At 60.7% G+C, this 26,633-nt stretch carries 24 protein-coding genes; 17 read left to right on the top strand and 7 right to left on the bottom strand.

Features of this window, described 5'->3' with window-relative positions; all coding sequences use genetic code 11:
* Window positions 1-1,983 (top strand): acetyl/propionyl/methylcrotonyl-CoA carboxylase subunit alpha (locus EOD15_RS05765; protein ID WP_127408340.1); only part of this gene is annotated, 1,983 nt, incomplete at its 5' end.
* Window positions 1,984-2,072: 89 nt separating this feature from the next.
* Here EOD15_RS05765 and EOD15_RS05760 read toward each other — a convergent pair.
* Both EOD15_RS05760 and EOD15_RS05755 read right to left on the bottom strand, forming a co-directional pair.
* On the bottom strand, window positions 2,073-3,194 hold the full coding sequence (locus EOD15_RS05760) for an ABC transporter substrate-binding protein (protein WP_127270990.1): 1,122 nt from the start codon (window positions 3,192-3,194) through the stop codon (window positions 2,073-2,075).
* Between the two features lie 392 nt (window positions 3,195-3,586).
* On the bottom strand, window positions 3,587-3,853 hold the full coding sequence (locus EOD15_RS05755; protein ID WP_013532614.1) for a sel1 repeat family protein: 267 nt from the start codon (window positions 3,851-3,853) through the stop codon (window positions 3,587-3,589).
* A 448-nt stretch (window positions 3,854-4,301) separates the two neighbouring features.
* Here EOD15_RS05755 and EOD15_RS05750 point away from each other — a divergent pair, with 448 nt between their 5' ends.
* The 3 genes from EOD15_RS05750 (at window position 4,302) to EOD15_RS05740 (ending at window position 7,436) form a co-directional block, all read left to right on the top strand.
* Window positions 4,302-4,643 (top strand): DUF2147 domain-containing protein, encoded by a 342-nt coding sequence (locus EOD15_RS05750; RefSeq protein ID WP_127321256.1) that lies wholly within the window; start codon window positions 4,302-4,304, stop codon window positions 4,641-4,643.
* Window positions 4,644-4,696: 53 nt separating this feature from the next.
* Entirely contained in the window at window positions 4,697-6,220 is a 1,524-nt protein-coding gene (locus EOD15_RS05745) for a recombinase family protein (RefSeq protein WP_127321255.1), read from the top strand.
* A gap of 559 nt (window positions 6,221-6,779) precedes the next feature.
* On the top strand, window positions 6,780-7,436 hold the full coding sequence (locus EOD15_RS05740; RefSeq protein WP_127321254.1) for a hypothetical protein: 657 nt from the start codon (window positions 6,780-6,782) through the stop codon (window positions 7,434-7,436).
* A gap of 393 nt (window positions 7,437-7,829) precedes the next feature.
* Here EOD15_RS05740 and EOD15_RS05735 read toward each other — a convergent pair whose 3' ends face one another.
* Complete coding sequence (locus EOD15_RS05735; RefSeq protein ID WP_127321253.1) at window positions 7,830-8,084, bottom strand: hypothetical protein; 255 nt, start codon at window positions 8,082-8,084, stop codon at window positions 7,830-7,832.
* A 198-nt stretch (window positions 8,085-8,282) separates the two neighbouring features.
* Here EOD15_RS05735 and EOD15_RS05730 point away from each other — a divergent pair, with 198 nt between their 5' ends.
* The 10 genes from EOD15_RS05730 to EOD15_RS05690 all read left to right on the top strand — a co-directional run bounded on the left by EOD15_RS05730 (window position 8,283) and on the right by EOD15_RS05690 (window position 20,718).
* Window positions 8,283-10,118 (top strand): class I SAM-dependent DNA methyltransferase, encoded by a 1,836-nt coding sequence (locus tag EOD15_RS05730; RefSeq protein ID WP_127321252.1) that lies wholly within the window; start codon window positions 8,283-8,285, stop codon window positions 10,116-10,118.
* Complete coding sequence (locus EOD15_RS05725; protein ID WP_127321251.1) at window positions 10,115-11,368, top strand: restriction endonuclease subunit S; 1,254 nt, start codon at window positions 10,115-10,117, stop codon at window positions 11,366-11,368. Before EOD15_RS05730 ends, EOD15_RS05725 begins: the two co-directional genes overlap by 4 nt.
* A complete protein-coding gene (locus EOD15_RS05720; protein ID WP_210212188.1) occupies window positions 11,365-12,279 on the top strand; it encodes a GIY-YIG nuclease family protein in 915 nt (304 codons plus the stop codon). Before EOD15_RS05725 ends, EOD15_RS05720 begins: the two co-directional genes overlap by 4 nt.
* Entirely contained in the window at window positions 12,276-15,401 is a 3,126-nt protein-coding gene (locus EOD15_RS05715) for a type I restriction endonuclease (RefSeq protein WP_127320458.1), read from the top strand. The genes EOD15_RS05720 and EOD15_RS05715 overlap by 4 nt, the downstream gene beginning before the upstream one ends.
* Window positions 15,394-15,990 (top strand): hypothetical protein, encoded by a 597-nt coding sequence (locus EOD15_RS05710; RefSeq protein WP_127320459.1) that lies wholly within the window; start codon window positions 15,394-15,396, stop codon window positions 15,988-15,990. The genes EOD15_RS05715 and EOD15_RS05710 overlap by 8 nt, the downstream gene beginning before the upstream one ends.
* Window positions 15,991-16,647: a hypothetical protein gene (locus EOD15_RS05705; protein ID WP_127320460.1), complete on the top strand. Its 657-nt coding sequence runs from the start codon at window positions 15,991-15,993 to the stop codon at window positions 16,645-16,647. It abuts the gene before it with no gap.
* 983 nt (window positions 16,648-17,630) lie between these two features.
* Entirely contained in the window at window positions 17,631-17,789 is a 159-nt protein-coding gene (locus EOD15_RS35690; RefSeq protein ID WP_023812838.1) for a hypothetical protein, read from the top strand.
* 37 nt (window positions 17,790-17,826) lie between these two features.
* Window positions 17,827-18,021 carry a hypothetical protein gene (locus EOD15_RS05700; RefSeq protein ID WP_127270986.1) on the top strand — a complete coding sequence of 65 codons (195 nt, stop codon included), beginning with the start codon at window positions 17,827-17,829 and terminating at the stop codon, window positions 18,019-18,021.
* A gap of 116 nt (window positions 18,022-18,137) precedes the next feature.
* Window positions 18,138-19,601: an AMP nucleosidase gene (locus tag EOD15_RS05695; RefSeq protein ID WP_245463584.1), complete on the top strand. Its 1,464-nt coding sequence runs from the start codon at window positions 18,138-18,140 to the stop codon at window positions 19,599-19,601.
* Window positions 19,602-19,671: 70 nt separating this feature from the next.
* Window positions 19,672-20,718, top strand: a complete 1,047-nt coding sequence (locus EOD15_RS05690; protein ID WP_127320462.1) for an endonuclease/exonuclease/phosphatase family protein — start codon at window positions 19,672-19,674, stop codon at window positions 20,716-20,718.
* Between the two features lie 4 nt (window positions 20,719-20,722).
* Here the strand turns inward: EOD15_RS05690 and EOD15_RS05685 are convergent, their stop codons facing one another.
* From EOD15_RS05685 to EOD15_RS35685, 3 genes are all read right to left on the bottom strand, one after another.
* On the bottom strand, window positions 20,723-21,322 hold the full coding sequence (locus EOD15_RS05685; protein WP_127320463.1) for a DUF922 domain-containing protein: 600 nt from the start codon (window positions 21,320-21,322) through the stop codon (window positions 20,723-20,725).
* Window positions 21,323-21,450: 128 nt separating this feature from the next.
* Window positions 21,451-23,130, bottom strand: a complete 1,680-nt coding sequence (locus tag EOD15_RS05680) for an electron transfer flavoprotein-ubiquinone oxidoreductase (protein ID WP_127320464.1) — start codon at window positions 23,128-23,130, stop codon at window positions 21,451-21,453.
* A 63-nt stretch (window positions 23,131-23,193) separates the two neighbouring features.
* Window positions 23,194-23,340 carry a hypothetical protein gene (locus EOD15_RS35685; RefSeq protein ID WP_155930595.1) on the bottom strand — a complete coding sequence of 49 codons (147 nt, stop codon included), beginning with the start codon at window positions 23,338-23,340 and terminating at the stop codon, window positions 23,194-23,196.
* Window positions 23,341-23,350: 10 nt separating this feature from the next.
* On the opposite strand from EOD15_RS35685, the gene EOD15_RS05675 reads away from it, so the two are divergent.
* The 3 genes from EOD15_RS05675 to EOD15_RS05665 all read left to right on the top strand — a co-directional run bounded on the left by EOD15_RS05675 (window position 23,351) and on the right by EOD15_RS05665 (window position 26,032).
* On the top strand, window positions 23,351-23,995 hold the full coding sequence (locus tag EOD15_RS05675) for a hypothetical protein (protein ID WP_127408339.1): 645 nt from the start codon (window positions 23,351-23,353) through the stop codon (window positions 23,993-23,995).
* Window positions 23,996-24,205: 210 nt separating this feature from the next.
* Window positions 24,206-25,075 (top strand): uracil-DNA glycosylase, encoded by an 870-nt coding sequence (locus EOD15_RS05670; protein WP_127323084.1) that lies wholly within the window; start codon window positions 24,206-24,208, stop codon window positions 25,073-25,075.
* A gap of 144 nt (window positions 25,076-25,219) precedes the next feature.
* Complete coding sequence (locus tag EOD15_RS05665; protein ID WP_127323083.1) at window positions 25,220-26,032, top strand: helix-turn-helix transcriptional regulator; 813 nt, start codon at window positions 25,220-25,222, stop codon at window positions 26,030-26,032.
* Here the strand turns inward: EOD15_RS05665 and EOD15_RS05660 are convergent.
* The coding region (locus tag EOD15_RS05660; protein ID WP_148129497.1) for a DMT family transporter at window positions 26,033-26,633 on the bottom strand (601 nt) is incomplete at its 5' end. It abuts the gene before it with no gap.

The raw sequence follows: 26,633 nt of genomic DNA, 5'->3' as shown, positions 1-26,633 counted from the left end.
ATGTTCGCCAAGATCCTGATCGCCAATCGCGGCGAGATCGCTTGCCGTGTCATCCGGACGGCGCGCAAGATGGGTGTGCGCACTGTCGCCGTCTATTCGGATGCAGACGCGAGATCCCTGCATGTCGAGATGGCCGACGAGGCGGTGCATATCGGCCCCTCGCCCGTCAGCGAAAGCTATCTGCGCGGTGACAAGATCATCGCCGCGGCCCTGGCAACGGGCGCACAAGCCATTCACCCCGGCTACGGCTTCCTGTCGGAAAATCCCGATTTCGTCGACCAGGTGGTGGCGGCGGGGCTCATTTTCATCGGCCCGTCGGCGGCCTCGATCCGTGCCATGGGGCTGAAGGACGCCGCCAAGCGGCTGATGGAAAAGGCCGGCGTGCCGGTCGTGCCGGGCTACCATGGCGAGGCACAGGAAATCGTGCTGCTTGCGTCCAAGGCACGCGAGATCGGCTATCCCGTGCTGATCAAGGCGCGCGCCGGCGGCGGCGGCAAGGGCATGCGCCGGGTCGAGCATCCAGATGAGTTTTCCGAGGCGTTGTCCAGCGCGCGGCGCGAGGCGAAAGCCGCCTTCGGCGACGATCGTGTGCTGGTCGAAAAATATGTCGACAAGCCGCGCCATATCGAGGTGCAGGTGTTCGGCGACAATTTCGGCAATGTGGTGCATCTCTACGAGCGCGACTGCTCGGCGCAGCGCCGCCACCAGAAGGTGATAGAGGAAGCGCCGGCCCCCGGCATGACCGAGGCTTTGCGCAAGGCGATGACGGATGCGGCGGTGAAGGCCGCCAAGGCGATCAATTATTCAGGCGCCGGCACCATCGAGTTCATCGTCGATGCCTCGCAGGGCCTGAAAGCCGACCGCTTCTGGTTCATGGAGATGAACACACGTCTGCAGGTCGAGCACCCCGTCACCGAAATGGTGACCGGCACCGACCTGGTCGAGTGGCAGTTGCGGGTCGCCAGCGGCGAAAAGCTGCCCAAGACGCAAAGCGAGATCGCGCTCGTCGGCCATGCCTTCGAGGCGCGCATCTATGCCGAAGACGCGGCAAAAGGGTTCCTGCCGGCGACCGGCACGCTGCATCATCTGAAATTTCCAGACGCAGCCTCCGAAGGCGCCACAATGCGCATCGAGACCGGCGTGCGGGCGGGTGACGCCATCTCGCCCTATTACGACCCGATGATTGCCAAGCTGGTCGTCCACGCCACGGACCGTCAGGGGGCTCTGGAAGCGCTTGGCGCGGCGCTATCCCGGACCGAGATCGCCGGCTCGACCGTCAACACCGCCTTTCTTGCCGCTCTCGCCGCCGATCCGGATTTCGCTGCAGGCGATGTCGACACCAGCCTGATTGGCAGACACCAGGGGACCTTGGCGACCGTCCCGCCGCCGAGCGACGAAACCATTGCTGCCGCCGCTCTTTCGGCCTCCGGTGCCGGCGCAACCCCGTCATCCGACGATCCGTGGTCGTCGCTTGTCGGCTATGCCCATTTCCACAGCGTGGCGCGACGCACATGGCTGAAGTTCGGCGAAGACGATATCGCGGCGAAGGTTTCGGTGCGGGCGGACGGACGATTCCAGGTCGCGCTGGACAAGCCCTATGGCGACAACAATTCGCATGATTTTCGCGCCACGCCGCGCCTCGCCCGCTGGCCAGGCCATATCACCGTGTTCGAAGGCGCCGTTGGCTACACCTTCGCCGTGCCGGACCCGTTGGCACGGGCCGATGAGGCGGCGGCAAGCACCGGCAGCCTGCGTGCGCCGATGCCGGGATTGGTCAAGCTGGTGCGGGTGGGAAAAGGCGATACGGTGATCAAGGGCCAGCCGCTGCTGATCCTCGAGGCGATGAAGATGGAGCACACCATCGCCGCGCCGCATGACGGCGTGATCGCCGAGATCGCTACGGAGGGCGCACAGGTTACCGACGGGACCGTTCTGGTGCGATTTGTCGAGGAGCACAACGCCGCGACCACAGCAGTGAGCTGACGGTTCGGAAGGCCACGACAGGGGAAGCAAAAAAATGGCCGGGATGAACCCGGCCATTTCTCTATGCCATCCAGTCGCCAGGGTGGCGATTACTGCGCGATCGGCGCGTATTTGCCGTCATGCCACTGGTTGATGTCGTAGCTGGCATTCTTGAGGTCGCCCTTCTCGTCGAAGGTGACATCACCGACAACGGTGCTGATCGGCGTACCGTTCTTCAACGCTTCGGCAACCTTGGCCGGGTCGTCGCTGCCGGCACGCTTGATGCCTTCGGCGAAAGCCTGGATGGTGGCGTAAGAGAACAGCGTGAAACCCTCCGGCACGAAGCCGCCGGCCTTGATCTTCTCGACGGCTGCCTTGGCTTCCGGCTTTGCCTGCGGATCCGACGGGAAGACGAACATGGTGCCCTCGCCGGCCGGGCCGGCAACCTGCCAGAATTCGGGCGAGGCGATGGAGTCCGGCATGATCAGCTGGAACTTCAGGTTCTGTTCCGCCGACTGACGCAGGATCAGGCCGGCTTCAGGATGGTAGCCGCCGAAATAAACAACGTCGGCTTTCAAATCCTTGAGCTTGGTGACGAGAGCCGAATAGTCCTTCTCGCCAGCGTTGATGCCGTCATAATAGACCTCCTTGAGGCCGCCGGCATTCATCGTTGCCCTGACGGCGTCAGCCACGCCCTGTCCGTAGGCGCTCTTGTCATGCAGGACGACGACATTCTTGCCGGCAAACTTCTTGGCGATCCATGGGCCGATGAAGGCGCCCTGCGCGTCGTCTCGCGTATAAAGGCGCATGATCGTCGGCCAGCCGGCCTTGGCTGCCGCATCGGTCAGCACCGGGTTTGACGAGGCCGGGCTCATCATCAAGGCGCCGGCTTCGGCATAGACAGCTGATGCCGGAATGCTGGAACCCGAGCAGGCATGGCCGTCGATGAACTTGACGCCATCGGCGACGACGCGGTTGGCAACCGACACGGCCTGCTTGGGATCGCATTGGTCGTCTTCGATGCTCAGCTTGATCTGACGACCGTCGACACCGCCCGCGGCGTTGATCGCATCGGCGGCAGCCTGTGCGCCCTGCTTGAACTGATCGCCGATGGTGGCGAGCTGTCCTGTCATCGGGCCCACCACCGCAAAGGTGATGTCGTCTGCGAATGCGACCGGCGTGCTCAACATCAGGCCGAATATGGCCGCGTTCAAAATACTCAATTTTTTCATGATGGTAGAACTCCTCCACTCACGCGCGGCCGCCCCGGCCGCGCTTCTTCCAGAGAGGCCGGACAATTTCACCCTTCATTGAGCCTGTCTAGGCGCATTGGCGCCGCTCGATTGGGCCTGCAAGACGTCATCCACGCAAAAAGCCACGCCAGCCTTGTTCCGGCTGGTCGCGGCTTTTTTGCCCGTCGAGCAATCTCCAGGCGCCCCCGCGCCTAAAAATCCGCTCAGCTTCCCTGTGTCGCGCACGACTGGGCCTTGCGGCCTGCCGCGTTCTTTCCCTCGCCTTCGTGACCGTCTTGCGCGGCCTTCAATTTCGCCGGGTCTGGCCGTCTGTGCGGCCTTGATCCCGGAGCTTCCCTGTCTTCGATGGATCTGTCTGCGATTGGCAGATTTCAGTGCATGGTCATCCATTCGCGGGCTTCGCGCAGCGCCGTGGCGATCTCGACCTTCGACATGGCGGCCGACAGTTCCGAGCGCAGCTCGGCGGCGCGGGCCGAGCCCTTGATTGCGGCGATGTTGAACCATTTGTGGGCGGCAACGACATCGGTCTCGCAATCACGGCCGGTCGCATACATCATGCCCAGTTCGAAAAGGATGTCGGCCTGGGCAGTTGCTCCCATGGCGCCGAAACCTGCTTCAAGCATTTCAAAACGTGCCATTTCAATCCCCTGTTTTCCGGCCCTGTCAGGCTCCCGAGAGCTGCCTTCTTTCGTCTTGCCGGCTGCTCTTCCGATGCTTTCGAGAATGCCGTGCAGGCTTGAATCCGTCGTTAAATGGTGTGCTTAATTTGAGGAAAACAAAGCTAAAACAAGAGGTAAACGCCGAAATTCGTTAAGGATACAAACCCAGCAATTCAGCCTGCTTGCCTCAAATTTGACGAAAGTTTTCTCGCGCGGGGGCAAGACTTCGCTAACCACGGCAGACAAAGGCGATGCGCCGATCGTTTCATTTCATCGTCGAGGAGGCGCTTTCAGGCGGCTGCAAAATCCCAAAGTCTTCCGCTACGGCACCGCTTTTGTTTTGCCGGGAGCTGGATTAGCTTACGTTTGCGTAAGCGGCAGACCGGCGAGGCGGAGCATCCGGCCGGACATCCACAGGGAGGAAGACATGTTTCGAAAACTGAGCCTGGCCCTTGCGGCCACATTGATCGTGGCGAGTGCGGCATGGGCCGATCCGATCGAAGGCAATTGGAAGACGCAGGCCGGCGAAACCGCGGCCATCGCCGGCGGCAGCTCGTTTTCCATAACGCTCAAGTCCGGGAAATATGCCGGCAAGACCATCGGCTCGCTCAAGGCGACGGGCGACAACAAATATGCCGGCAACATCACCGATCCGGCAAACGACAAGACCTATTCGGGCAAGGCGACATTGTCGGGCACCTCTCTTAAGATGAGCGGCTGCGTGCTCGGCGGGCTGATCTGCAAGAGCCAGACCTGGCATAGACTTTAATTCTGCAGAGTGCTATCGCGCGGTTTCCAGGCACCAACGGAGACCGCCCACCCATGTTACAGCCGCGAGACCTCAAGGGCCGCAACGCGATTTCCTATGCTCGCTGGTCATCCGGCAAGCAGGCCCAAGGTGACAGCCTGGCCAGACAGACCAAGAATGCCGAGGCTTTCTGTGCCACTTTCGGCCTCATCCTCGACAGGCAATTGGTCGATGACGGTGTATCTGCCTTCAAGGGTGGCAACCTCGACCTAGAGGCGAGCCTCGGGACGTTCATTGCAGATGTGAAGGCGGGGGTTATCCCAAGCGATACCGTCCTGCTCCTTGAGAACCTCGACCGCTTCTCTCGCATTCATCCTATGGATGCACAGCCGGTCCTGTCCGAACTACTAAAGACCGGCCTCACCTTGGTGACCCTGCAAGACCAGAGGGTCCACACCTATACCGACTACCGCGCCAATTTCGCCAGCCTCATGATGTCCCTCATGTCCATGCAGGCTGCCTATGAGTACAGCGCCAAGCTGTCGCATCGGGTGGGCGAGGCGTGGTCCCGCAAGGCCGAGAAGGCCCGTGCAGCTATCGCAAGCGGCGGGGCAAGGATCAAGGTTGCAAAGGTCCCCTTCTGGATTGACCGGGAGACCAACGAGTTGAACGCACGGGCCGAAGACGCTCTGCTTCTCTTTGAACTCGCCAAGGAAGGGCACGGCCAGCAATCCATTACGCAGATGCTGAACACGCGCGGCATCCCCTCTCCTTCTGGGAAAACATGGGCGCAGGCTGTCGTAGGCGAAGTCCTCCGCTCTCCGGCCGCCTATGGATGCCTTGTCCTCAAGGGCGAGGAAGTGCCCGGCTATTTCCCCGCGCTTGTCAGTGAGGCGGAATGGCTGGCCACCCGACAGCGCACCAAGGCCCGTCGCCACAGCAGACAGGTAGGGCGGACATCAAACCTGTTTTCTCGCATGGTCCACTGCGGACACTGCGGCTCCCCGATGGTCCTCACGTCCTCCAAGAAGGGCGGTGCGGTATGGGGCTATTTCACCTGCACGGGGAAGACGTTCAAGCGCACGGAATGCACCGCGCCCAACTGGCGCTATGACCAGTTCGAGCAAGTGATGATTGACCGCATTGGGTTCTTGGCTGTTCCTATACCGCAGGACCAGACGGCCCCCGATCTCTCACAAGAACTTGCGGAAACCATAGGTGCCCTTGAGGCAAAGCGCGAGAACGCCCTTGCTGGTGCCCTCGACGCTGAAACCGCCGAAACCCGCAAGGCCTTCTCAGGGAAGGCCGATGAACTCACCCGCCAGATCGAGGCCAAGCGTCGGGAGATAGTAGCCATCCGCGAGAATGACGCGAGATACCGTGAGAGTGCGGCGGCTGTGGTGGACTTTGAGATGGACCAGGACGAAATCAGGCGGCTGGCCGAGGAGGACCGGAAGGGAGCCCAAGGGCTTATCTCCAACCTCGTGAAGCGCATCGATCTTGAGAGCGACAGCAAGATCCTCAGGCGGGCGGTCGTCACCATGCGAAGCGGCTACAGCCACGCCCTAATCTTCGACAGCACTGGGGAGCCGGACTGATTAAGTCGTCATATAGCACATAGAACCTCCGTCGCTTAAAGGCGTCATGAGAAAATTGTTCCTCAAACACTCCCCAAAAAAGGCGGCGATTAGAACAAAATAATTACCCCCTCATATGGGACATAGAACCGGAAAATTTTCTTTCCTTCTGTCCCGCAAAACATAGAAGCTGCCCGTTAGTGAGAGCTAAGCCGCTCATTAGGTCGTCATACTGAGGGATAGAACGCCCTCCTCCAGCGATTTCCTCAATTGACATGCTGGCAACGCACGCCACTGGGCGTCCGCTCCCTGTTTCCTCCCCTGCCTTCTACGCTTCTATCTTGGCGGTCTCTTGTGATCAGTCGGCCCTCCGCATCTTAGGCAGCGTTGCAGCTTGTCGCCGAGGGCACCGGACGTCCCAAAGGCACCCAAGCCCCAATGCCTGACTGGCTCACCCGCCGATATTCGGGATGAGCTAGGCCTGAGAAGCGTCAGCCCCCGGGCCAGCTTCCTATACTGCCAACCCCGCCCAATCGACTCCCAACACGCCATACGGCCCGAAGAAAGGCATTCCATCGCCATGACCATGCACACCAAGCCCACGCCCGGCCTCAGGGGATGGGTTATGCAACACAAGTCGGCAGCCGTTGCCCGTGGCGGTCGCTCACTCACCGCCGCAGAGGTGATCGCCGAAAGCATCCGCTACAAGGCCGAGTGCGGTCGGCCCATCCTTTCTCGCGGAGAAATCTTCAACCCCATCACTGGCGAGATCGTGACCGACTGCCTGTCACTCTCGAAGGCCGTCGAGGTCCTACGGGAACGCCACGACATCGGCGTCACCGTCCGAAAGCTCATCCCCATGCTGGAGCGTAAGGGGCTTACCGAACGCCGCCTTGCTTGGCGCATGGTCCCCATGGTGACCGACACGACCGCAAGGAAGCCGGAGTACCGCCATGACGCAGTAGCCACCAGGGCGGCCATGGGCGACGGCCTCCTGCTATCCATTCAGTATGGACCGCACGACGAGAAGTGGATCCGAACCTTGGTGACCCCAGATGGACTTGAGTTTCTCGCGCGGTTCCTGAAGGCACCAGCGGGAGCCGTCAAGACACCCAAGGCTCGGGATATCGTGCGGGCATTACTGGCCGAGGGCAAGACACAGGCCGAGATCGTTCAACTGAGTGGCATGTCCAAGCAGGCGGTTTGGTACCACGCAAGGTCCATTAGCAACCTCTAAGTCAAAGAAACTGGCCATCGCTATACTATAGAGAGGTAACTGGGGGGCCTGTCAGACCTCGTCGAGGAGATAACTGGCGGCCCCCAGTCGGAAACCCATAGATGAGACGGCTTCGCCGTTCATGGGACATCCGACCGCGCTGCCAGCTTCGCTTTTGAGACAGGCTTTGAAGACAAGATTGATGGTCATCATTTTTGATCATTTCTTTTGTCTCACCTGAGCCGCAGCTTCAGTACCGTCAGGCTCCTCTATCGGTATGGGCGAAGTCTCTCCGATCGCTTACCTGACGATAACCTGAAGTTAGCTGTCGGGCTCGCTATAAGGCCTGCGTCCTTGCCCCCACCTTTTTTCGTTGAGTAGACAGCGCCGCGAGGCCGACGCCCACACATGCACTCACGTCAGACCTTTGGTCAGCCCAGCCCGCTTCCTGAGAATGTGAAAAGCTCTCAAAATTATCAGGTCATTCTCCCGCTCGGACTCCTCCACCTTCTCTTCGTACGAGGCTTCCTCGGCGTGAAAATCTTCCGCCCTTGAGGGCATATTTTTCCACCCCCATTGACATGCATCCCAGTAGCTATCGCAGGGGATGGTGCGCTCTGCAACAACCCGGCCTCTGCTATCAAAAAACACGACCTTGAAGTGTGTCATGCTGTCAGCTCCCAATCATTGGCATCATTGCCGACAGCCGATCTTTCACACAATTGAACAGGAAAAAAGAGCGACTACCATAGCCTCCCCGGTAACGCAGGGACCAACCCGCTGCTTGGACGCGCGGCTGCATTATCGTTGCCATTTGCCGAACTGTCAGCTTTAGTCTGCGCAAAATGATTTGGGGGGGTACTACGGTTGAACCAACAGGTATTGTCGGCATTCATCTGGTCCGTCGCTGATCTCCTCAGGGGCGACTACAAGCAGGCCGACTACGGCAAAGTCATTCTTCCCTTCACCGTCCTGAGGCGTCTGGACTGCGTACTGCAGCCGACCAAGGAAGCCGTGCTGGCCGAACATGCGGCCAAGATTGCCCAAGGTATGAACCCCGAGCCCTTCGTTCTGCGCAAGGCTGGGCAGACCTTCTACAACACGTCAAAACTCGACATGCGCAAGCTGATGGGGGATCAGGACAACATCGCCCAGAACCTGTTCGCCTACATCCAGGCCTTCTCACCGGATGTGCGCGACGTCTTCGAGCGGTTCGAGTTCCCGGTACAGGTGGACCGCCTCGCCAAGGCAGGGCTGCTCTATCAGGTCACCGAAAAATTTGCTCGCATCGATCTACATCCCAGCAAGGTCGACAACCACCAGATGGGCCTCGTGTTCGAGGAACTGATCCGCAAGTTTGCGGAACTGTCCAACGAGACCGCAGGTGAACATTTCACACCGCGCGAAGTCATAAGGCTGATGGTCAACCTGCTGTTCGTGGAAGACGACGCGATCTTGTCGAAACCCGGCGTGGTGCGAACCATCTACGATCCGACCGCTGGCACGGGTGGGATGCTATCGGTAGCCGGTGAGCATCTGGTCGAACACAACGACAAGGCCTCGCTCGTCATGTACGGGCAGGAACTTAACCCCGAGTCTTACGCCATCTGCAAGGCCGACATGCTCATTAAGGGGCAGGATGTTGCCAACATCGTCTTCGGCAACACGCTGTCCGACGATGGCCACCCGCACGAAAAATTCGACTACATGCTGTCCAATCCACCGTTCGGCGTCGAGTGGAAGAAGGTCGAGAAAGCCGTCCGCGCCGAGTATGAGAGCCAAGGGTTCAATGGCAGGTTCGGCCCCGGATTGCCCCGGGTCTCCGATGGCTCGTTACTGTTCCTCTTGCATCTTCTGTCCAAGATGCGGCCGGCGGTCGACGGCGGCAGCCGCTTCGGGATCGTGCTGAACGGCTCGCCTTTGTTCACCGGAGCGGCTGGCGGCGGCGAGAGCGAAATCCGCCGCTATGTGCTGGAGAACGATCTGGTCGAAGCCATCGTCGCCCTGCCTACCGACATGTTCTACAACACTGGCATTTCCACTTATGTCTGGGTGCTTTCCAACCGCAAGTCAGCCCACCGCAAGGGCAAGGTGCAGCTCATTGACGCGTCCAGCTTCTGGCAGAAAATGCGGAAAAGCCTCGGCTCCAAGCGCAAGGAGATGGGCGACGAAGACATCGCGGCCGTGACCAGATTGTTCGGCGGCTTCCATAAGGCCAGTCTCGCAACCAAGCTGGACGCTAACGGCAAGGAGTTGGCGCGGCAGGTAGTTCTGGATGACGAACAGCCCCCGGCGGCTCCCGAGGGCGGCAAGGTCAAGCTTGCCCCGCTGTCGCTGATCCTTTCGAACGAGCAGTTCGGTTATCGCACTATTACCGTCGAGCGCCCCCTGCGCGACGAGAACGGCCGGATCATCCTCAGCGAGCGCGGCAGGAACAAAGGCAAGCCCCAGGCCGACAGCGCGCTCAGGGACACCGAGAACGTGGCTCTGGCCGAGAGGGTGGACGCATATTTTCGACGTGAGGTTCAGCCCTATGCCGAGGATGCTTGGATCGACCACGAGAAAACGAAGGTCGGCTACGAGATTCCCTTCAACCGGCACTTCTACGTCTTCCAGCCCCCGCGTCCACTTGCCGATATAGACGCCGATCTGAAGCAGGTCACCGACCGTATCCTTGCGATGATCGGGGAGCTATCGGCATGACGCTCGCCTCCTACCGTGAATACAAAGACACGGGTGCGCTATGGCCAACCAAGATACCCAACTCGTGGAGCTTGACGCCGATCAAGCGTTTAGCCAGCATGACTTATGGCGATGCGCTTCCTCCAAATGCTCGAAATGAAAGCGGGCCGGTGCCTGTTTACGGGTCGAACGGAGCCTTTGGCCGACACGGCGACGCCAACACCTCGGCTCCGGTGGTCCTCATCGGGCGAAAGGGTTCCTGCGGAGCGCTGAACTGGTCCAACGTTCCGGCGTTCGCGATCGATACCGTCTACTTCGTGGATAGCCAACATGCAGCATGTAACCTGCGGTGGCTCTTTTGGGCGCTGCATACCGCCAACTTGAGCAGCCTCTCGCAAGATACTGGCGTCCCGGGGCTTTCACGAGAGATCGCATACGAAATCCGGCTGCCCCAACCTCCTCAAACTGAACAGAACGCAGTAGCTGCTTTCCTCGACCGCGAGACGGGCAAGATCGATGCGCTGGTGGAAGAGCAGAGGCAGTTGATCGAACTGCTCAAGGAGAAACGACAAGCCGTCATTTCCCACGCAGTCACCAAGGGTCTGAACCCTAATGTCGCGATGAAGGCCTCGGGCGTCGAATGGCTGGGAGAGGTGCCGGAGCATTGGGACATTGTTCCTGTGGGAGCGCTCTTCCGTTTTGTAAAGCGCCAGGACGGCGACGCGGGACAGGTTTTGTCGGTCTACCGCGATTACGGCGTAATTCCAAAAGCCTCTCGCGAGGACAACATCAACAAGACACCCGAAGACCTTTCCAAATATCAGACTGTCTTGCCAGGCGATCTTGTCGTGAACAAGATGAAGGCTTGGCAAGGCTCGCTTGGGGTGTCGAATTACACCGGCATCACAAGCCCAGATTACGCGGTCTTTGAACCGCGCCATAAAGCGGTGTCTGACTACCTAAACCTGCTGCTGCGCTGCAATTTGTTGCCAACCGTATACCGAGCTATCTCGAACGGCATTCGTCCCGATCAGTGGCGCATTGAACCGGACAAGCTCAGGGAACTGAAGGTACCATACCCGCCTCGAAATGACCAAGAAGCTATATCGCACCATCTGGTCGAGGCGGTGGGTAGGTGGGATGAACTGCGCAACGAGGCCGAGACAGCGATCCTCCTCCTCCAAGAGCGCCGGTCGGCCCTCATCTCGGCTGCTGTCACTGGCAAGATCGACACTCGAGAAACAACTCAAGCCGACGTGGAGGCGGCATGACCAGTCGTCCAGAAGGTCGCTCGCTCGAACTTTACTTTATCGACGGCAGGCCGGATGGCATGCTTACCGCCGAGGTCTTCAACTGGACCGGCCACATCCTCATGGCCCCCCGCACCCAGATAAGCGCGGCGCTGGCACGGAAGGAGGCTCGACACGCTGGCGCTTATATCCTTTTGGGAGAGCAGGGCGGCAAGCCAACGGCCTATATCGGTGAAGGTGACGACATCAGTCTGCGTATCAAGAACCATGACATAAATAAAGATTGGTGGAACAGCGTCGTATTGATTACGTCGGCAGCTAACAATCTTCACAAAGCTCACGCGCAATACCTCGAAGCGCGACTGGTTGAAGTTGCTCGCACCGTTGGACGAGTGTCGCTGGACAACGGCAATAACCCGGCCCGCCCCACCCTTTCGGAGGCGGCTACGTCGAATATGGAGGGCTTCCTCGACTATCTGTTCATGGTGCTACCCGCGCTGCGCGTGGACATATTCCTGGAGAATACGAGGCCCCAGAGAAACGTCGCCACGACGACCCTCGCAGCTGCTACGCCTGTGTTTGAGCTGACAAGCACCAAGCACGGTCTGCACGCAACGGCCCGCCTGGAAGGCGGGGAGTTCATCGTCGACGAGGGTTCACAGGCTCGCGCGGACTGGGAGAGTGCCCGGGACGAACACACATATCGACGACTACATGCTGAACTCGTCGACGCAGGTGTCCTAGTCCTCGATGGATCACATCGAAGGTTCGCGCAAAGCTATGCCTTCAGGAGCCCGAGCGCTGCCGCAGCGGTGATCTTTGGGCGGCCAGCCAATGGTCAAGTTGAATGGAAGGTGAAGGGCACGTCCACGACGTACAAAGATTGGGAAGCGCGGCAGATCGGGAGCGCATCGCCCGGGGAACCTGGATGAACCTGCACAAGGAGATCAGTTTCGAGGACGAAGTGTGCCAGCATCTCGCGACCAATGGCTGGTTCTTTGCAGAAGGCGACGCTGCTGCCTATGACCGCTCCCGTGCGCTGTTTCCCGACGATGTCGTGGCGTGGGTCAAGGCGAGCCAGCCAAACGCCTGGGAGACCCTGAGCAAATCCCATGGCGTTGCAGCTGAGGCGCTCCTGCTCGACCGCATCCGCAAGCAACTCGACGAACGAGGGACGCTCGACGTAGTCCGGCACGGCGTCGAGATGATCGGCCTCAGGACCCCGCTGGCGCTCGCCCAGTTCAAGCCAGCGTTGGCGATGAACACCGACATCCTTGCCCGATACCAGGCCAACCGCCTGCGCGTCGTCCGGCAGGTGCGGTACTCTCTTGCTAACGAGAATGCCATCGATCTGGTGCTATTCCTCAACGGACTACCTGTCGCCACCGTGGAACTTAAGACGGACTTCACGCAATCGGTCTCTAACGCCGTGGACCAGTACAAGTTCGACCGCCTACCAAGCCCCAAGGGCCAAGCCCCGGAGCCACTGCTGAACTTCCCGGGCGGCGCTTTGGTTCACTTCGCCGTCAGCAATGCCGAAGTGATGATGACTCCAAAACTGGAGGGGTTGGACACACGCTTCCTGCCCTTCAACAAAGGCAATGGCGGCAGCAAGGGAAACCCGCCTAACCCCATAGGACATCCCACGGCCTACCTCTGGGAAGAAATCTGGCAGCCGGACTCGTGGCTTGAAATCCTCGGTCGGTACATGGTGGCCGAACGGGACGCAAAGAAGAAGATCAGGAGCGCCATCTTTCCGCGCTTCCACCAGCTTGACGCGACACGCAAGCTTCGGTCTGCCGTCCTGGCTGAGGGTGCGGGAGGCAAGTATCTCATTCAGCACTCGGCAGGTTCTGGAAAGACCAATTCCATCGCATGGACTGCTCACTTCCTCGCCGATCTTCACGACGAGAAGCACCAGAAGGTCTTCGACACGGTTTTGGTGGTGTCCGACCGCAACGTCATAGATACGCAGTTGCAGGAAGCGATCTTCAACTTCGAGCGGACCACCGGCGTCGTCGTCACCATCAAAAGCGACAGCGGCGCGAAAAGCGGGCAACTGGCGGAGGCCCTGGCTGGCGGCAAGAAGATTGTAGTCTGCACCATTCAGACCTTCCCCTTTGCCCTTCAGGCCGTGCAGGAACTGGCGGCATCGCAGGGCAAGCGGTTCGCGGTCATCGCCGATGAAGCGCACAGCAGCCAGACTGGCGAAGCGGCGGCCAAGCTGAAGGCCGTGCTTTCCCCGGAGGAACTTGCCGATCTCGGCGATGGCGGAGAGATCAGCTCCGAGGATATTCTCGCCGCCCAGATGGCTGCCCGGGCAAGCGATAAGGGCATCACCTATGTTGCCTTCACCGCCACGCCCAAAGCGAAGACCCTTGAGCTGTTTGGCCGTCGCCCCTTTCCAAATCAGGCTGCAAGCGAGACAAACCTGCCAGCGGCATTCCACGTCTATTCCATGCGACAGGCGATCGAGGAGGGCTTCATCCTCGACGTGTTGCGCAACTACACGCCCTACAGCCTTGCCTTCAAGCTTGCCCATGAGGGCAAGGAGATGGACGATACCGAGGTCGAGCGCAGTGCTGCGGTCAAGTCCCTGATGCGTTGGGTGCGGCTCCACGACTACAACATCAGCCAGAAGGTACAGGTGGTGGTCGAGCACTACCGGTCGCTGGTACAGCCGCTACTTGACGGCAAGGCCAAGGCGATGGTGGTGGTGGGCAGCCGCATCGAGGCCGTGCGCTGGCAGCTCGCTATCAACAAATACATCAAGGAGAAGGGCTACAAGCTGGGCACGCTTGTGGCGTTCTCGGGCGAGGTCAACGACCAGACAAGCGGGCCAGACCCTTTTAGTGAAACCAGCAAGGAGTTGAACCCCGGCCTGAACGGGCGCGACATCCGCGAGGCTTTCAAGCTGCCCGAGTATCATATCCTGCTGGTGGCCAACAAATTCCAGACCGGGTTCGATCAGCCGCTGTTGTGCGGCATGTATGTCGACCGGCGGCTGGCGGGCATTCAGGCCGTGCAGACGCTATCGCGGCTCAACCGGGCGCACCCCGGCAAGGACACGACCTATGTCCTCGACTTCGTCAACTCGAGCGACGACATCCTCAAGGCGTTCCAGACCTACTACGAGACAGCCTCGCTGGAGAATGTGACCGATCCCAATCTCGTCTTCGACCTGCGGGCCAAGCTGGACGCCTTGGGGTACTACGACGATTTCGAGGTCGAGCGAGTGGTCAGGGTCGAGCTGGACCCGACATCAAAGCAGAGCGACCTCGTCGCCGCCATCACGCCCGTCACCGACCGACTCTTGCGCTCCTACAGGGATGCTCAGGAGCGGTTGCGCATAGCCAGGTCGAAAGATGATACCAAGGCAGCCAAGGACGCTCAGGACACGATGGATGCGCTCGTGCTGTTTCGTGCCGACATGGGCGCGTTCGTGCGCCTTTATGCGTTCCTGTCTCAGATATTCGACTACGGCAACACCGCCATCGAAAGCCGCCATATCTTCTACCGCCGCCTCATTCCGTTGCTTGAGTTCGGGCGCGAGCGGCAGGAGATTGACGTTTCAGGGTTGGTGTTGACCCACCACAAGCTCGCAGACAAGGGCAAGCGTACGCTAGCTTTGGGTGGCTTCGGAGAACCGTTGCAGCCGATCTATGACACCGGTTCTGGTTCAGTGCAGGAGAGGCAAAAGGCGTTGCTGGCGGAGATCGTCGCCAAGCTGAACGATCTCTTTCAGGGCGATGTCACCGATGATGATCAACTCATCTACGTGAACAACGTTATCAAGGGCAAACTGATGGAGTCCGAGACGCTTGCTCAGCAAGCCGCAAACAACACCAAGGAGCAGTTCGCCAATTCCCCCGATCTGTCCAAGGCGATCCTCGACGCCATCATCGACGCCTTCGAGGCGCACACGACGATGAGTAAGCAGGCGCTGGACTCGGCCAAAATCCGCGAGGGTCTCAAGGACGTGCTGCTGGGACCTGGGCAGTTGTGGGAAGAGTTGAGGGAAATGCGCGAGTATCAAAGGAGCGATGATGTATAGTTATGACTGGACACCAGCTATCGCACTGGTCGGATTGCTTCTCGCAATTATTCAATGGGTCATTTCGCTAAGCAAAGCAAAACGGGAGCGTGACAGCGACCTGACCGGTTGGGGCAGCGACGTTATTGGCCTGATGGCTGAGCTTGAGACCCACTGCGATCCGATAGTCAAGGATGGAACTCTCGACAGGGCTGCGGTGGAACGGCTCAGCTTTCAAGCCAGCGCACTGGTCGACAAAGGGCGCTTGTTCTTTCCAAACGTGAAGAACAACCAGCAAGACGAAGGCATCAGAACTAAGATTTTGGATGAAGTGTTACGAGCCTGCTACGCGGCGAGATACCTGTCTGCGCATGGAGTTACAAACAATCGGGCGCTTAGGGAACAGGTCTGGGCGATGCGCAAACGCTTTGTCGAGCTTCTCCAGCAAGAAATGAGGCCATCACTTCGGAAGGTCGGAAAAGACCATATTGGTCAGCATGTCGAGATGGAGCCAGCGTTGTGGGTAAAGCATCGAAGAAAGCTAGTCCTGGCTGGTGACGCGAATGGCCCAAAGCCAACTACACCGGCGACTGAAGGGATGAAGGGATAGATGGGCAAAGGTGGCTACCGTGGAGGAAGCACCATTGTTGGCGGGTTTGGGTGGTCCTCTTTCGACCCTGCAAGTGGCAGGATAGCAAAGGGCAAGGCCACAAAAAAGCAGTCGCCTCAAAAGGTGAAAGCTAAGTCTACGCGGAAACAAGCGTCGGTTGAGCCGCCAAAGAAGATAGCTCAGAAGGAAAACCGGCAGCCTAACGACCTGTTTCGGCTGATATATCTTGAGGCTATCATCGACGCGGCGCTTCGAGCCATGGCCGCGCCTCTGCCACCGAAGCGCGCTCGTGAACAACTGAACGCGGCAACCCTGTTGGCTGGTGGTCCTATCCGATGGGCGAAGGCCCAGCCTGAGTATAAGGTCACGTTAGAGCGGAAACAGCAGAGACTTGCCAGCAAGGCCCACGCTCCTCTGGAGCAAGAGGGCAAGGCCTCCGTGGTGAAGAAACGCATCTGGACGCTGGACGCCCCTCCCAAGGGATCGCGGCAACGGCCGGTAGTTGAGGTCAACCGAGCCTCCGTCCAATCTCTGTGTGAGGAACGGGCGCGACTTAGCACCGCTCTTGCTGCTGCCGAGGCCGACATCCGCAGGCACAAAGAGGCTATCGCCGAAATTGACCGGCGACTTGCGACGGCAAGCTCAAGCCGAAGGTAGAACGGAACCTTCTGCCGGGTACCGAGGAGTTCCTGGGCTGGCAACCTCGACGTTCCTGCAGTTGTACCGATGACCGGCCTCGCCCTGACGGGACCTGCGGGTGAGAACCAGTGGGGTGCGATCCTCCTTTAGCAACTGAAAAGGGGCACCCCGTTTCCAGGGCACCCCTTCTTCATCAGAACAACCGTCCGAGAAAGACCATCCACGAAGCCAAGTGCAACTTGCACCCGAGAGCCAAGCGATATGTCGACCCGTTCAGCTGGCTGGCTTCAATAGTGAGTAACACCGTCATCCGGGTTATCCTCTATCTGCGCGTGTCTCTTGATGAGCCGAACACCGCGCATAAGACCAGCATTGGGAACTTTTGGGTTTTTAAACAGCCACCCGGTGGTCCCCACACGCTTCGGCTGTTCGTCGTCGAGATCAAAGTGGGTGGTCCACCCGCGAACGTCAACCCCAGTCCCTGCAGGTTCCTCGGGCGTCGGGCCTTTTTGGAAAAAATCTGTTTCGGCAATCGTATATAAGAGTGTTCTAAATTCCCCCCGTAGCCCCCGCTGTGCCTCCTCTATCCACAGACCATCGGAGTTCCCTTACCTATGCATTTGCACAATGTAAGGGATGGACAGCTCGCAGCCATTGGCAGGCATCTGCCCTGTAGGAACGCCTCCAAGGTAGTCTCGCGACTCTAAAATCCTATGTTCGAGCTATGCGCCCAACACATTCCGTAAAATAAAAGTCAAGTCTGGCACAAGCTCTGATCGAGCGCATCCTTGCGACATGAGGACGGGGCCCCAGCGGGCCCCGTTTTCGTTTTGTCGACACATCCTGCACCGGTGATGCTCGATACCCGCCGGCGGCTATCCAAACCGACGCCGGCGCCGTCGAAACCCCGTCAATCATCTTGAACGGCAGATGAACGCCGGCATCAGAGCCGGTTCAGTTGCATCAGGGCATTCTCCGGCGTGTTGAAGGAGACCGACCCAATGCTTGCTCGCCGCTTCACCATCGTCTGCCTGCTGGTGAGCCTGTTTGGAATGTTCTTCGCCATCCTCGTCGCCGAAGCGGGCCGTCCGGCCCGCGCCTGGGACGAAGCCAGTTCCAGAACCTGCCGCCTCGCCTGTCCCACCCATCTTCGCAACTGATCAAAGAACCAAGACCTCGAAAGAAAAGCTGAACGCCATGAACCGCATCGCCGCCAACACTCTCAAGACCCTTCGGCTTCTGCCGCGGGCGGCGCTTATCCTGACGGTGCTGGCCGCTCCGGTTCTGGCCGTGCCGATGATGCGCACCGACGCCGGCTCGACGATCGACGCACCAGCCCTGAAGAAGTCCGGCGTCGGCTTTGTGCTCTTGGTCAGCCTGCAGCGCGGTTGAAGAAAAACGGCGCTTTGGCCGCCTTCGGTCGCGACACCCCTCCCAAGTGCCGATCCAAGTCTCTATATTGAGCCATGGAAAAGCGAATCTACCCACAAGCCATCGAATCTGTCGTCATGCCGGAGCCTTTTGGCCGGCAAAGCTTTGATAGCGCCGAGAAAGCCGTCAAGGCACTGCAGGCGCTTTACGACCGCAACACCAAATTCCTGCGCGACTCGTTCGCAGAGCTGGCGGCAGCAGGCGGCGACAATGGCAAGCGCTACCGGGCCTTTTATCCGGAGATCGGTGTCACCACCAACTCGTTCACCCAGATCGACTCGCGCCAGGCCTATGGCCATATGCCGACGCCCGGGCATTTTTCCACCACCATCACCCAGCCGGGCCTGTTCGAAAGCTACCTCGTCGAGCAGTTGCGCCTGATCATGCGCAATCATGGGGTTGCGGTCACGGTGTCGGAATCGAACACACCCATCCCGCTGCATTTCGCCTTCCTTGAAGGCACCCATGTCGACGGCGCGACGGCAGAGCGCATCAAGCGGCCGATCCGCGATCTGTTCGACGTGCCGGATCTCGACGGCACCGACGACCAGATCGCCAACGGCACCTTCGAAGTCGCCTTTGGCGAGCCGAGGCCTCTGGCGCCCTTCACGGCGCAGCGCATCGATTATTCGCTGCACCGGCTGTCGCACTATACGGCAACCACGCCGCAGCAGTTCCAGAACTTCGTGCTGTTCACCAATTATCAGTTCTACATCGACGAGTTCGTCGCCCGCGCCCGCGACCTGATGGCCAATGGCGGCGGCGGATACACGGAGTTCGTCGAGCCGGGCAATGTCATCACCAAGAGCGGGCAAAGCGCGCCCAGCGAAGGTGTTGCACCGCCGCGCCTGCCGCAGATGCCGGCCTATCACCTGAAGAAATCGGGACATGGCGGCATCACCATGGTCAATATCGGCGTCGGGCCCTCCAACGCCAAGACCATCACCGACCATATTGCGGTGCTGAGGCCGCATGCCTGGGTGATGCTCGGCCACTGCGCCGGCCTGCGCAATACCCAGGCGCTGGGCGACTATGTGCTGGCGCATGCCTATGTGCGCGAGGACCATGTGCTGGACGACGATCTTCCGGTCTGGGTGCCGATCCCGCCGCTGGCCGAGATCCAGGTGGCGTTGCAGGAAGCCGTCGCCGAAGTCACCGGCCTTTCCGGCTACGACCTGAAGCGCATCATGCGCACCGGCACCGTCGCCACCATCGACAATCGCAACTGGGAATTGCGCGACCAGCGTGGCCCGGTACAGCGTCTGTCGCAATCTCGCGCCATCGCACTCGACATGGAATCGGCGACCATCGCCGCCAATGGCTTCCGCTTTCGCGTTCCCTACGGCACGCTGCTGTGCGTTTCGGACAAACCGCTGCATGGCGAGTTGAAGCTGCCCGGTATGGCGACCGAATTCTACAAGCGCCAGGTGGCGCAGCACCTGACCATCGGCATCAGGGCGATGGAGAAGCTCGCGGAAATGCCGATGGAGCGGTTGCATTCGCGCAAGCTCAGAAGTTTTTCGGAAACGGCGTTCCAGTAGGCCGATGCCACGCATCGCGGCGGCATTTCTCATCTTGATTGGGCCGCATTTCTGCCGATAAGCAGGCGGCATGGAGAGAGCGAGCGTCGGGACATTGCTGATTTCGGTTGCATTCCTGGCAATGCTGGCCTGTTCGATCGCTCTGGTGTCCGGGCTTTTCGGAACGCTGCATCCCGCCTTCGATTCCTTCTCGCATTTCCGCGTCCACCTTGCCGTGCTGATGGCGCTTTGCGCGCTGCCGCTGCTGGCCACGACATTTCGCCTGCAGGCGGCCGTGGCACTGCATTTTGCCGTGGCGGCCTTCGCCACCACTTCCGGGTCGCTGTCCTTCTCCCGCCTGTGGCCGGTTCAGGCCGCCTATGAAGCCAAGAACGAAGACCGCGCGATCTACAAGCTGCTGCAGATGAACCTGCGCTACGACAATCCGACGCCGAAGAAGGTGCTGTCGCTGATCGGCCGGACCAATCCCGACGTGATCACCCTCGACGAGGTATCGGCGATGTGGGCGACCGCGCTTGGCTATATCAGCAGCGCCTATCCATACCGGATCCTCTGTCCCTATCCCAACGGCATATTCGGCGTCGCGCTGCTCTCGCGGCGGCCCTTTGCCGCCGGCACCGAGGCGCGTTGCGAAAGGCGCGGCGCCATGGCGACAGCGACCGTCGACTTCGGCGGGATCGAGGTCGATGTCGCGGCGATCCACCTCAGTTGGCCGTGGCCACGCGAGCAGTACTGGCAGATCGGCGAGTTGACGGAGCCGCTTTCCGCGCTCGGCGAGACGGCCATCATGGCGGGCGACTGCAATGCCGCGCCATGGAGTGCCGCCGTGCGGCGGGTCGCGGCGCTTGGCGGGCTGACCGTGATGCCGTCCGCCGGCCCGACCTGGATCCACATCAAGCTGCCGGACTTCCTGCGGCGCTTCGCCGGCCTGCCGATCGACCAGGTTTTCAGCAAGGGCGGCGTGACCATCCATTCCGCGACACGGCTGGAAGACACCGGCTCGGATCACCTTCCGGTCATGGTGGAGTTCTCACTCAGGCTGAACCAGCAAAAGCCGCTCGACGAACATGAAACCGCGACCGCGGCCATAAGCCAGACCGGCAAGACGCCAGGCTGAAGGATCAGGGCCTGACCAAAGCGATGACGAGATGCTGGACATTGCCGCCATCGCGATGCTCGCGCGCATCGAAAGCGAGCTGCTTGGCCTCATATGCGGCATTGGTGGCCTTGATACGTCGCTGTGCCTCGCGACGTGTCTTGTAGCAGAACCGGTCGTCGGCAATCCTGAGGCCGGAGATCGATCTTTCCGTGGCCCGCATCATCTCCCTGGCGATGCGGCCATGGGTTTCCTCATGGGCGCGGACGCCGGCGAAGAACCGCGTCCATCGCTTCCGGAGCGTCGGCGTGGTGGCCGAGGCGACACGCGGAAACGTATAGAAGAGATTGAGCGTGCCGTTGGCGCGCCGCAAGCGGCAAACGCCATTGTCCTGGCTGGTGTCAAGGTCCCAATCCACTGCGTAGCCGGTCAACGCGATGGCGTGCGTCATGAAGCCGTGCTTCGGCCCCTTGCGGTCCATAGCCTGCATCAGCGCCAGCCCCGTATTCCCGGTGATGTCGTAGGTCCGCGTCTTGACCACCACCCTGGTGCCGGCCGAGGCCGCCGAAGCCAAACCGAACAGCGCACCGATCGCCACAAGGCATGCCAGAACCGCCAGGCGCATTGGCCATCTCCTTATCGTCAAGGAATGGAACCATAAGCGCGCGGCAGTTTCAACAGTCCTAATGTTTCACATGCCACGGGAGACCCGAGCCGTCGTCGGGTCCTTTGCATGCTGTGGCCGGCGCGGGCCTACATGCCCTGGTAGACCGGGCCTTCTCCGCCTTGCGGCGGCACCCAGTTGATGTTCTGGTTCGGGTCCTTGATGTCGCATGTCTTGCAGTGGACGCAGTTCTGCGCGTTGATGACGAAGCGCACATCCTTGGCCGTGGGATCGGCGGCGGCATTGCCGTCCTTGTCGACCCACTCGTAAACCCCGGCCGGACAGTAGCGCGTCGAGGGGCCCGCAAAGACATCGTGCTCGGAACGTTTCTGCAGTTCCATGTCGCCGACAAGCAGGTGGACCGGCTCGTTTTCCTCGTGATTGGTGTTGGACAGGAACACCGAGGACAGCCTGTCGAAGGTCAGCACGCCATCTGGCTTCGGATAGGCGATCTTCTTGTGCCGGGCGGCAGGCTCGAGCGTCGCATAGTCGGCCTTGCCATGCTTCAGCGTGCCGAAGGGCGAGACACCGAACAGCGTGTTCAGCCACATGTCGAGGCCGCCGAGGCCGACACCGACGATCGTGCCGAAGCGCGACCACAGCGGCTTGACGTTGCGCACCTTCTTCAAATCCTTGCCGATGTCGGTCGCGCGCCAGGCTTCCTCGTAGGAAGCGAGTTCGTCGTTGGCGCGCCCGGCACCGATCGCCTCGGCGACATGCTCGGCCGCCAGCATGCCGGACAGCACGGCATTGTGCGAGCCCTTGATGCGCGGCACGTTGACGAAGCCCGCCGCACATCCCATCAGCGCACCACCGGGGAAGGACAGTTTCGGCACCGACTGCCAGCCGCCCTCGGTGATGGCGCGCGCGCCATAGCCGAGGCGCTTGGCGCCGTCGAAAGTCCCGCTGATCGCCGGATGGGTCTTGAAGCGCTGGAATTCCTCGAACGGCGACAGATAGGGGTTCTTGTAATTGAGGTGGAGGACGAAGCCGACCGCCACCTGATTGTCCTCGAGATGGTAGAGGAACGACCCGCCGCCGGTCTTCAAGTCAAGCGGCCAGCCGAAGGAATGCTGGACCAGCCCCGGACGGTGGTTCTCCGGCTTGACCTGCCAGAGTTCCTTCAGACCGATGCCGTATTTGCCCGGTTCGCGGCCATCGGAAAGCTTGTATCTGGCGATCAACTGCTTGGCGAGCGAGCCGCGAGCGCCCTCCCCGATCAGCACATATTTGCCCATCAGCGCCATGCCGGGTGCGAAGCCCGGACCGTGCGTTCCGTCCTTCTCGATGCCCATGTCGCCGGTGACGACGCCGGTGACGGCGCCTTGCTCATTGTAGAGCAGGCCGGCAGCGGCAAAGCCCGGATAGATCTCGACGCCGAGCGCTTCGGCCTTGGTCGCCAGCCAGCGGCAGACATTGCCGAGCGAGACGATGTAGTTGCCGTGATTGTTCATCAGCGGCGGCATGAAAATGTTGGGCAGGCGAAACGAGCCGGCGGGACCAAGGACCAGGAAATGGTCTGATGTGACCGGCGTCTTGAAGGGATGGCCGTCCTCGTCGCGCCAGCCCGGCAAGAGCCGGTCGATGCCGATCGGATCGACAACGGCGCCGGAGAGAATATGGGCGCCGACCTCACCGCCCTTCTCCAGGACGACGACCGAAAGCTCGGGATTGACCTGCTTGAGGCGGATGGCTGCGGCGAGGCCGGCAGGGCCGGCGCCGACGATAACCACGTCGAATTCCATGCTTTCGCGTTCGATGTCGCTCATCAACCCCTCCGCACTGGCTTATCCCATTCGGGTATCTTGCTGGCTCCCGCGCTGCATAGCGCATCAATTGACGACAGGAAACCGGCGCATACGTGACAATGCCGTTTTGGCCAAAAAGTCGCGCATTGCGAGGCTGGAAGACTGCTTTTCGCCCGGCATTGCCTGCGAGGCGCGCGTTTTTAATTGTTCGACGGCTTGCTTATCGGCCATACTTCACGCCATGCGCATTCCTGGGCCAGCCGGCTTTTCATCGACGCGCTTTCTTTTCCCGCCCGGCCGGATCCGCCGGGCGCTCCTTTTGGCCCTTCTGATGCTGGCGCCGCATCACGCTGCCGCCGACGAAGTGAAGGTCTGGGCGGCAGGCGCCTACTCCTTCTCCGACGAGCTTGGCGGCTTCCAAATCACCGGCGCCTCGGGCATCGGAACGAAGGACGATCCGTTCGTCATCACCGAAGAGCTGAATTCGTCAACACCGGTGACGCTGACGATCCGCACGACAAAGCCGATCCAGGCCTTCGGCAAGGCCGGCGAATTCGCAAACGGCATGATGTATATGCGCATCGAGGTGCTCAACAACAGCGGCCAGGCCTGGGTCGAATTCCAGTTCGAATTGCAGGAGATCCTGAATCGGCCGAGCGTGTTCGGCGACGGGCTTTCCTTCGACCAGCGCAACAAGAGGCCGGACAATATCTTGTCGAGCAATTTCGCCGATTTCGATCGCGATTTCGAACCCTATGACCGGCTGCTGTTCAGGAATGGCAAGGTCGACCCGCTGAAAACCGCCAGGTTCGAATTCCTGATGACTGATTACACACCGCGATGGACGTTTTACCTCGTGCAGGATCCACGCATACCGACGGGATGAGGCGCGGATGCGGGGCGCGCTCTCCCCCCTCGAGGGGCGGCACGACCGGACGCGACTCCCCTTCGCCGACAGAGGAGGTTGACGCTCTACGCGCGACGACCCCCTCTGGCCTGCCGGCCATCTCCCCCTCAAGGAGGGAGATTGGCTGTCATCACCGCTTTCGCCAATCACAAACTTGCAAATCGTGCTCGCGCGGATGAATGTGCCGGCATGACTGCCGCTTCCCCAAACAACAGACCTGACATCGCCGACTTGCTGGCCTTTTATGCCAGCGTGGGCGTCGACGAGGCGCTTGAAGACCAGCCCGTGAATCGATTCGCCGAGGTTGCGCCAAAGCCCATGGAGCGCGCGGCGGCGTCTTCGGGCGATATCGCCGCACCGCAGCGTTCGACGAATATGTCTCGCCCCGAACCAGGTGGCAGATCAAGTGCGCCGCCGGTTGCGCGCCCAACGTCGGCCACCGTTCCCGACGAAGCGCAGGCGGCACTGGCTCGCCAATTGGCGACGACAGCAACGACGCTGGACGAGCTTCGCCAGCACATGGCGGCATTCGAGGGCTGCAATCTCAAGGCCACCGCCAAGAGCCTGGTGTTCGCCGACGGCAACCCGGACGCCGCCGTGATGCTGGTCGGCGAGGCACCCGGCCGCGACGAGGACATCGAGGGCCTGCCCTTCGTCGGCCGATCGGGCCGGCTGCTCGACCGCATGCTGGCGGCGATCGGGCTCGACCGTACTTCAGTCTATATCGCCAATGTCATTCCCTGGCGGCCGCCGGGCAATCGCACGCCGACGCCGCACGAAACCGAGATCTGCCGGCCGTTCATCGAGCGGCAGATCGAACTGGTCAATCCGAAGGTGCTGATCAACCTTGGCGGCCCGTCAGCCAAGACCTTGCTCAACACCTCGGAAGGCATATTGCGGCTGCGCGGCAACTGGCGCGCCCACACGACGGCGTCCGGCATCGCCATCCCGGCCATGCCGACGCTGCATCCGGCCTATCTCCTGCGAACCCCGTCGCACAAGAAGCTGGCGTGGCGGGATTTTCTCGAAGTCAAGGCGAAGCTGCGCGCACTTGGGTGATTGGCCAATCTCCTCCACGAGGGGGGGGAAATTGGCTGTCATCTCCGCTTTCGCCAATCTCCAATGTGGATAGGCGAACGCCGGCAAGAACTATGACCTCAGACGTAATTGAAATGCCCCTTCCCCCGGTCTAACCATGCCCTCATGACAACAGCCCAAACCTCCGCCGGCAGCCTCATTCGCGAGTGGCGCACCCGCCGCCGCATGTCTCAACTCGACCTCGCCATGGAGGCCGAAATCTCGCAGCGGCATCTGAGCTTCGTCGAAAGCGGCCGCGCCGCGCCCTCACGCGACATGGTGCTGCATCTGGCCGAGCAATTGTCGATGCCGCTGAGGCAGCGCAACCAGTTGCTGCTCGCCGCCGGCTTTGCGCCGAGCTTCGGCGAGCGCTCATTGACCGACACCACGATGGCGCCGGCGATGGCGGCGGTCGAGATCGTCCTCAAAGGCCACGAGCCGTTCCCGGCACTCGCCGTCGACCGCCACTGGAACCTAATTTCGGCCAATGCCGCCATTGCCCCCTTCCTTGCCGATGTCAGCGAGGCTTCGCTGCTGACGCCGCCGGTCAACGTACTTCGCCTCAGCCTTCATCCCGGCGGCATCGCGCCACGCATCGTCAATCTCCAGGAATGGCGGACGCATCTGCTCGAGCGCCTGAAACACCAGAATGACGCGAGCGGCGACGCGGTGCTGATCGAACTCGAGCGTGAGCTGAGGACTTATCCGTCCGGCTTGAAAGGCAGTCGGCCGGTGTCGGTAGAGCCGAACCCCATCGTGCACCCGCTCAGGCTTGCGCACGGCGACCAGGTGCTGTCGTTCATCAGCACCATCACCGTCTTCGGCACGCCGCTCGACGTGACCCTGTCGGAACTGGCGATCGAATCGTTTTTTCCAGCCGACGAGCAGACGAGAACGGTGTTGGTGCGGTTGGCGAAGGAGCGGGCCGAGCTGTCGTAATCACCCTTCAGGCAAAGATGCCTTGCGCGTGCGGGTGCGCTCCAGGCCAAGCTGGCGTTCGCGCCAGATGATGAAAATGCCGGCGGCGACGACGATCAGGCCGCCGACAAGCATATGGAGCGTGGCGACGTCGCCGAAGACGAGATAGCCGACGACGACGCCGAGGATCATCGACGTATATTCGAACGGCGCCACGACCGAGGCTTCGGCATGGCGATAGGCTGCCGTCATCAGGATCTGGCCGAGGCCGCCGCAGAAGCCGGCGGCAACAAGAAGAGCCGCCTGGAGCGGCGTCAGCGCCTGCCAGCCGAATGGCAGCGACAGCAGCGACATGACGCTCGCCGTCACCGAAAACCACAGCACGATGGTCGCTGTGCGCTCGCTTTGCACGAGATTGCGCACCAAGAGCATGGCGACGGCCGAGATCGCCGCGGCGACAAGAGCGGCGATGACGCCAAGCACTTCCTGATCGTCGAGCGCCTCGTCGGAACTCAGCAGCGTCAGTTCCGGCCAGGAGATGATCAGCACGCCGACCAGGCCGACCGCGACCGCACTCCAGCGATAGACACGGATGGCCTCGCCGAGGAAGATGGAGCTGAAC

Origin of the sequence: Mesorhizobium sp. M7A.T.Ca.US.000.02.2.1 (genome assembly GCF_003996995.1) — a bacterium.
GTDB lineage: Bacteria > Pseudomonadota > Alphaproteobacteria > Rhizobiales > Rhizobiaceae > Mesorhizobium.
The sequence above is the reverse complement of the archived record's forward strand: the minus strand, read 5'-3'. Positions and strand labels throughout refer to the sequence as shown.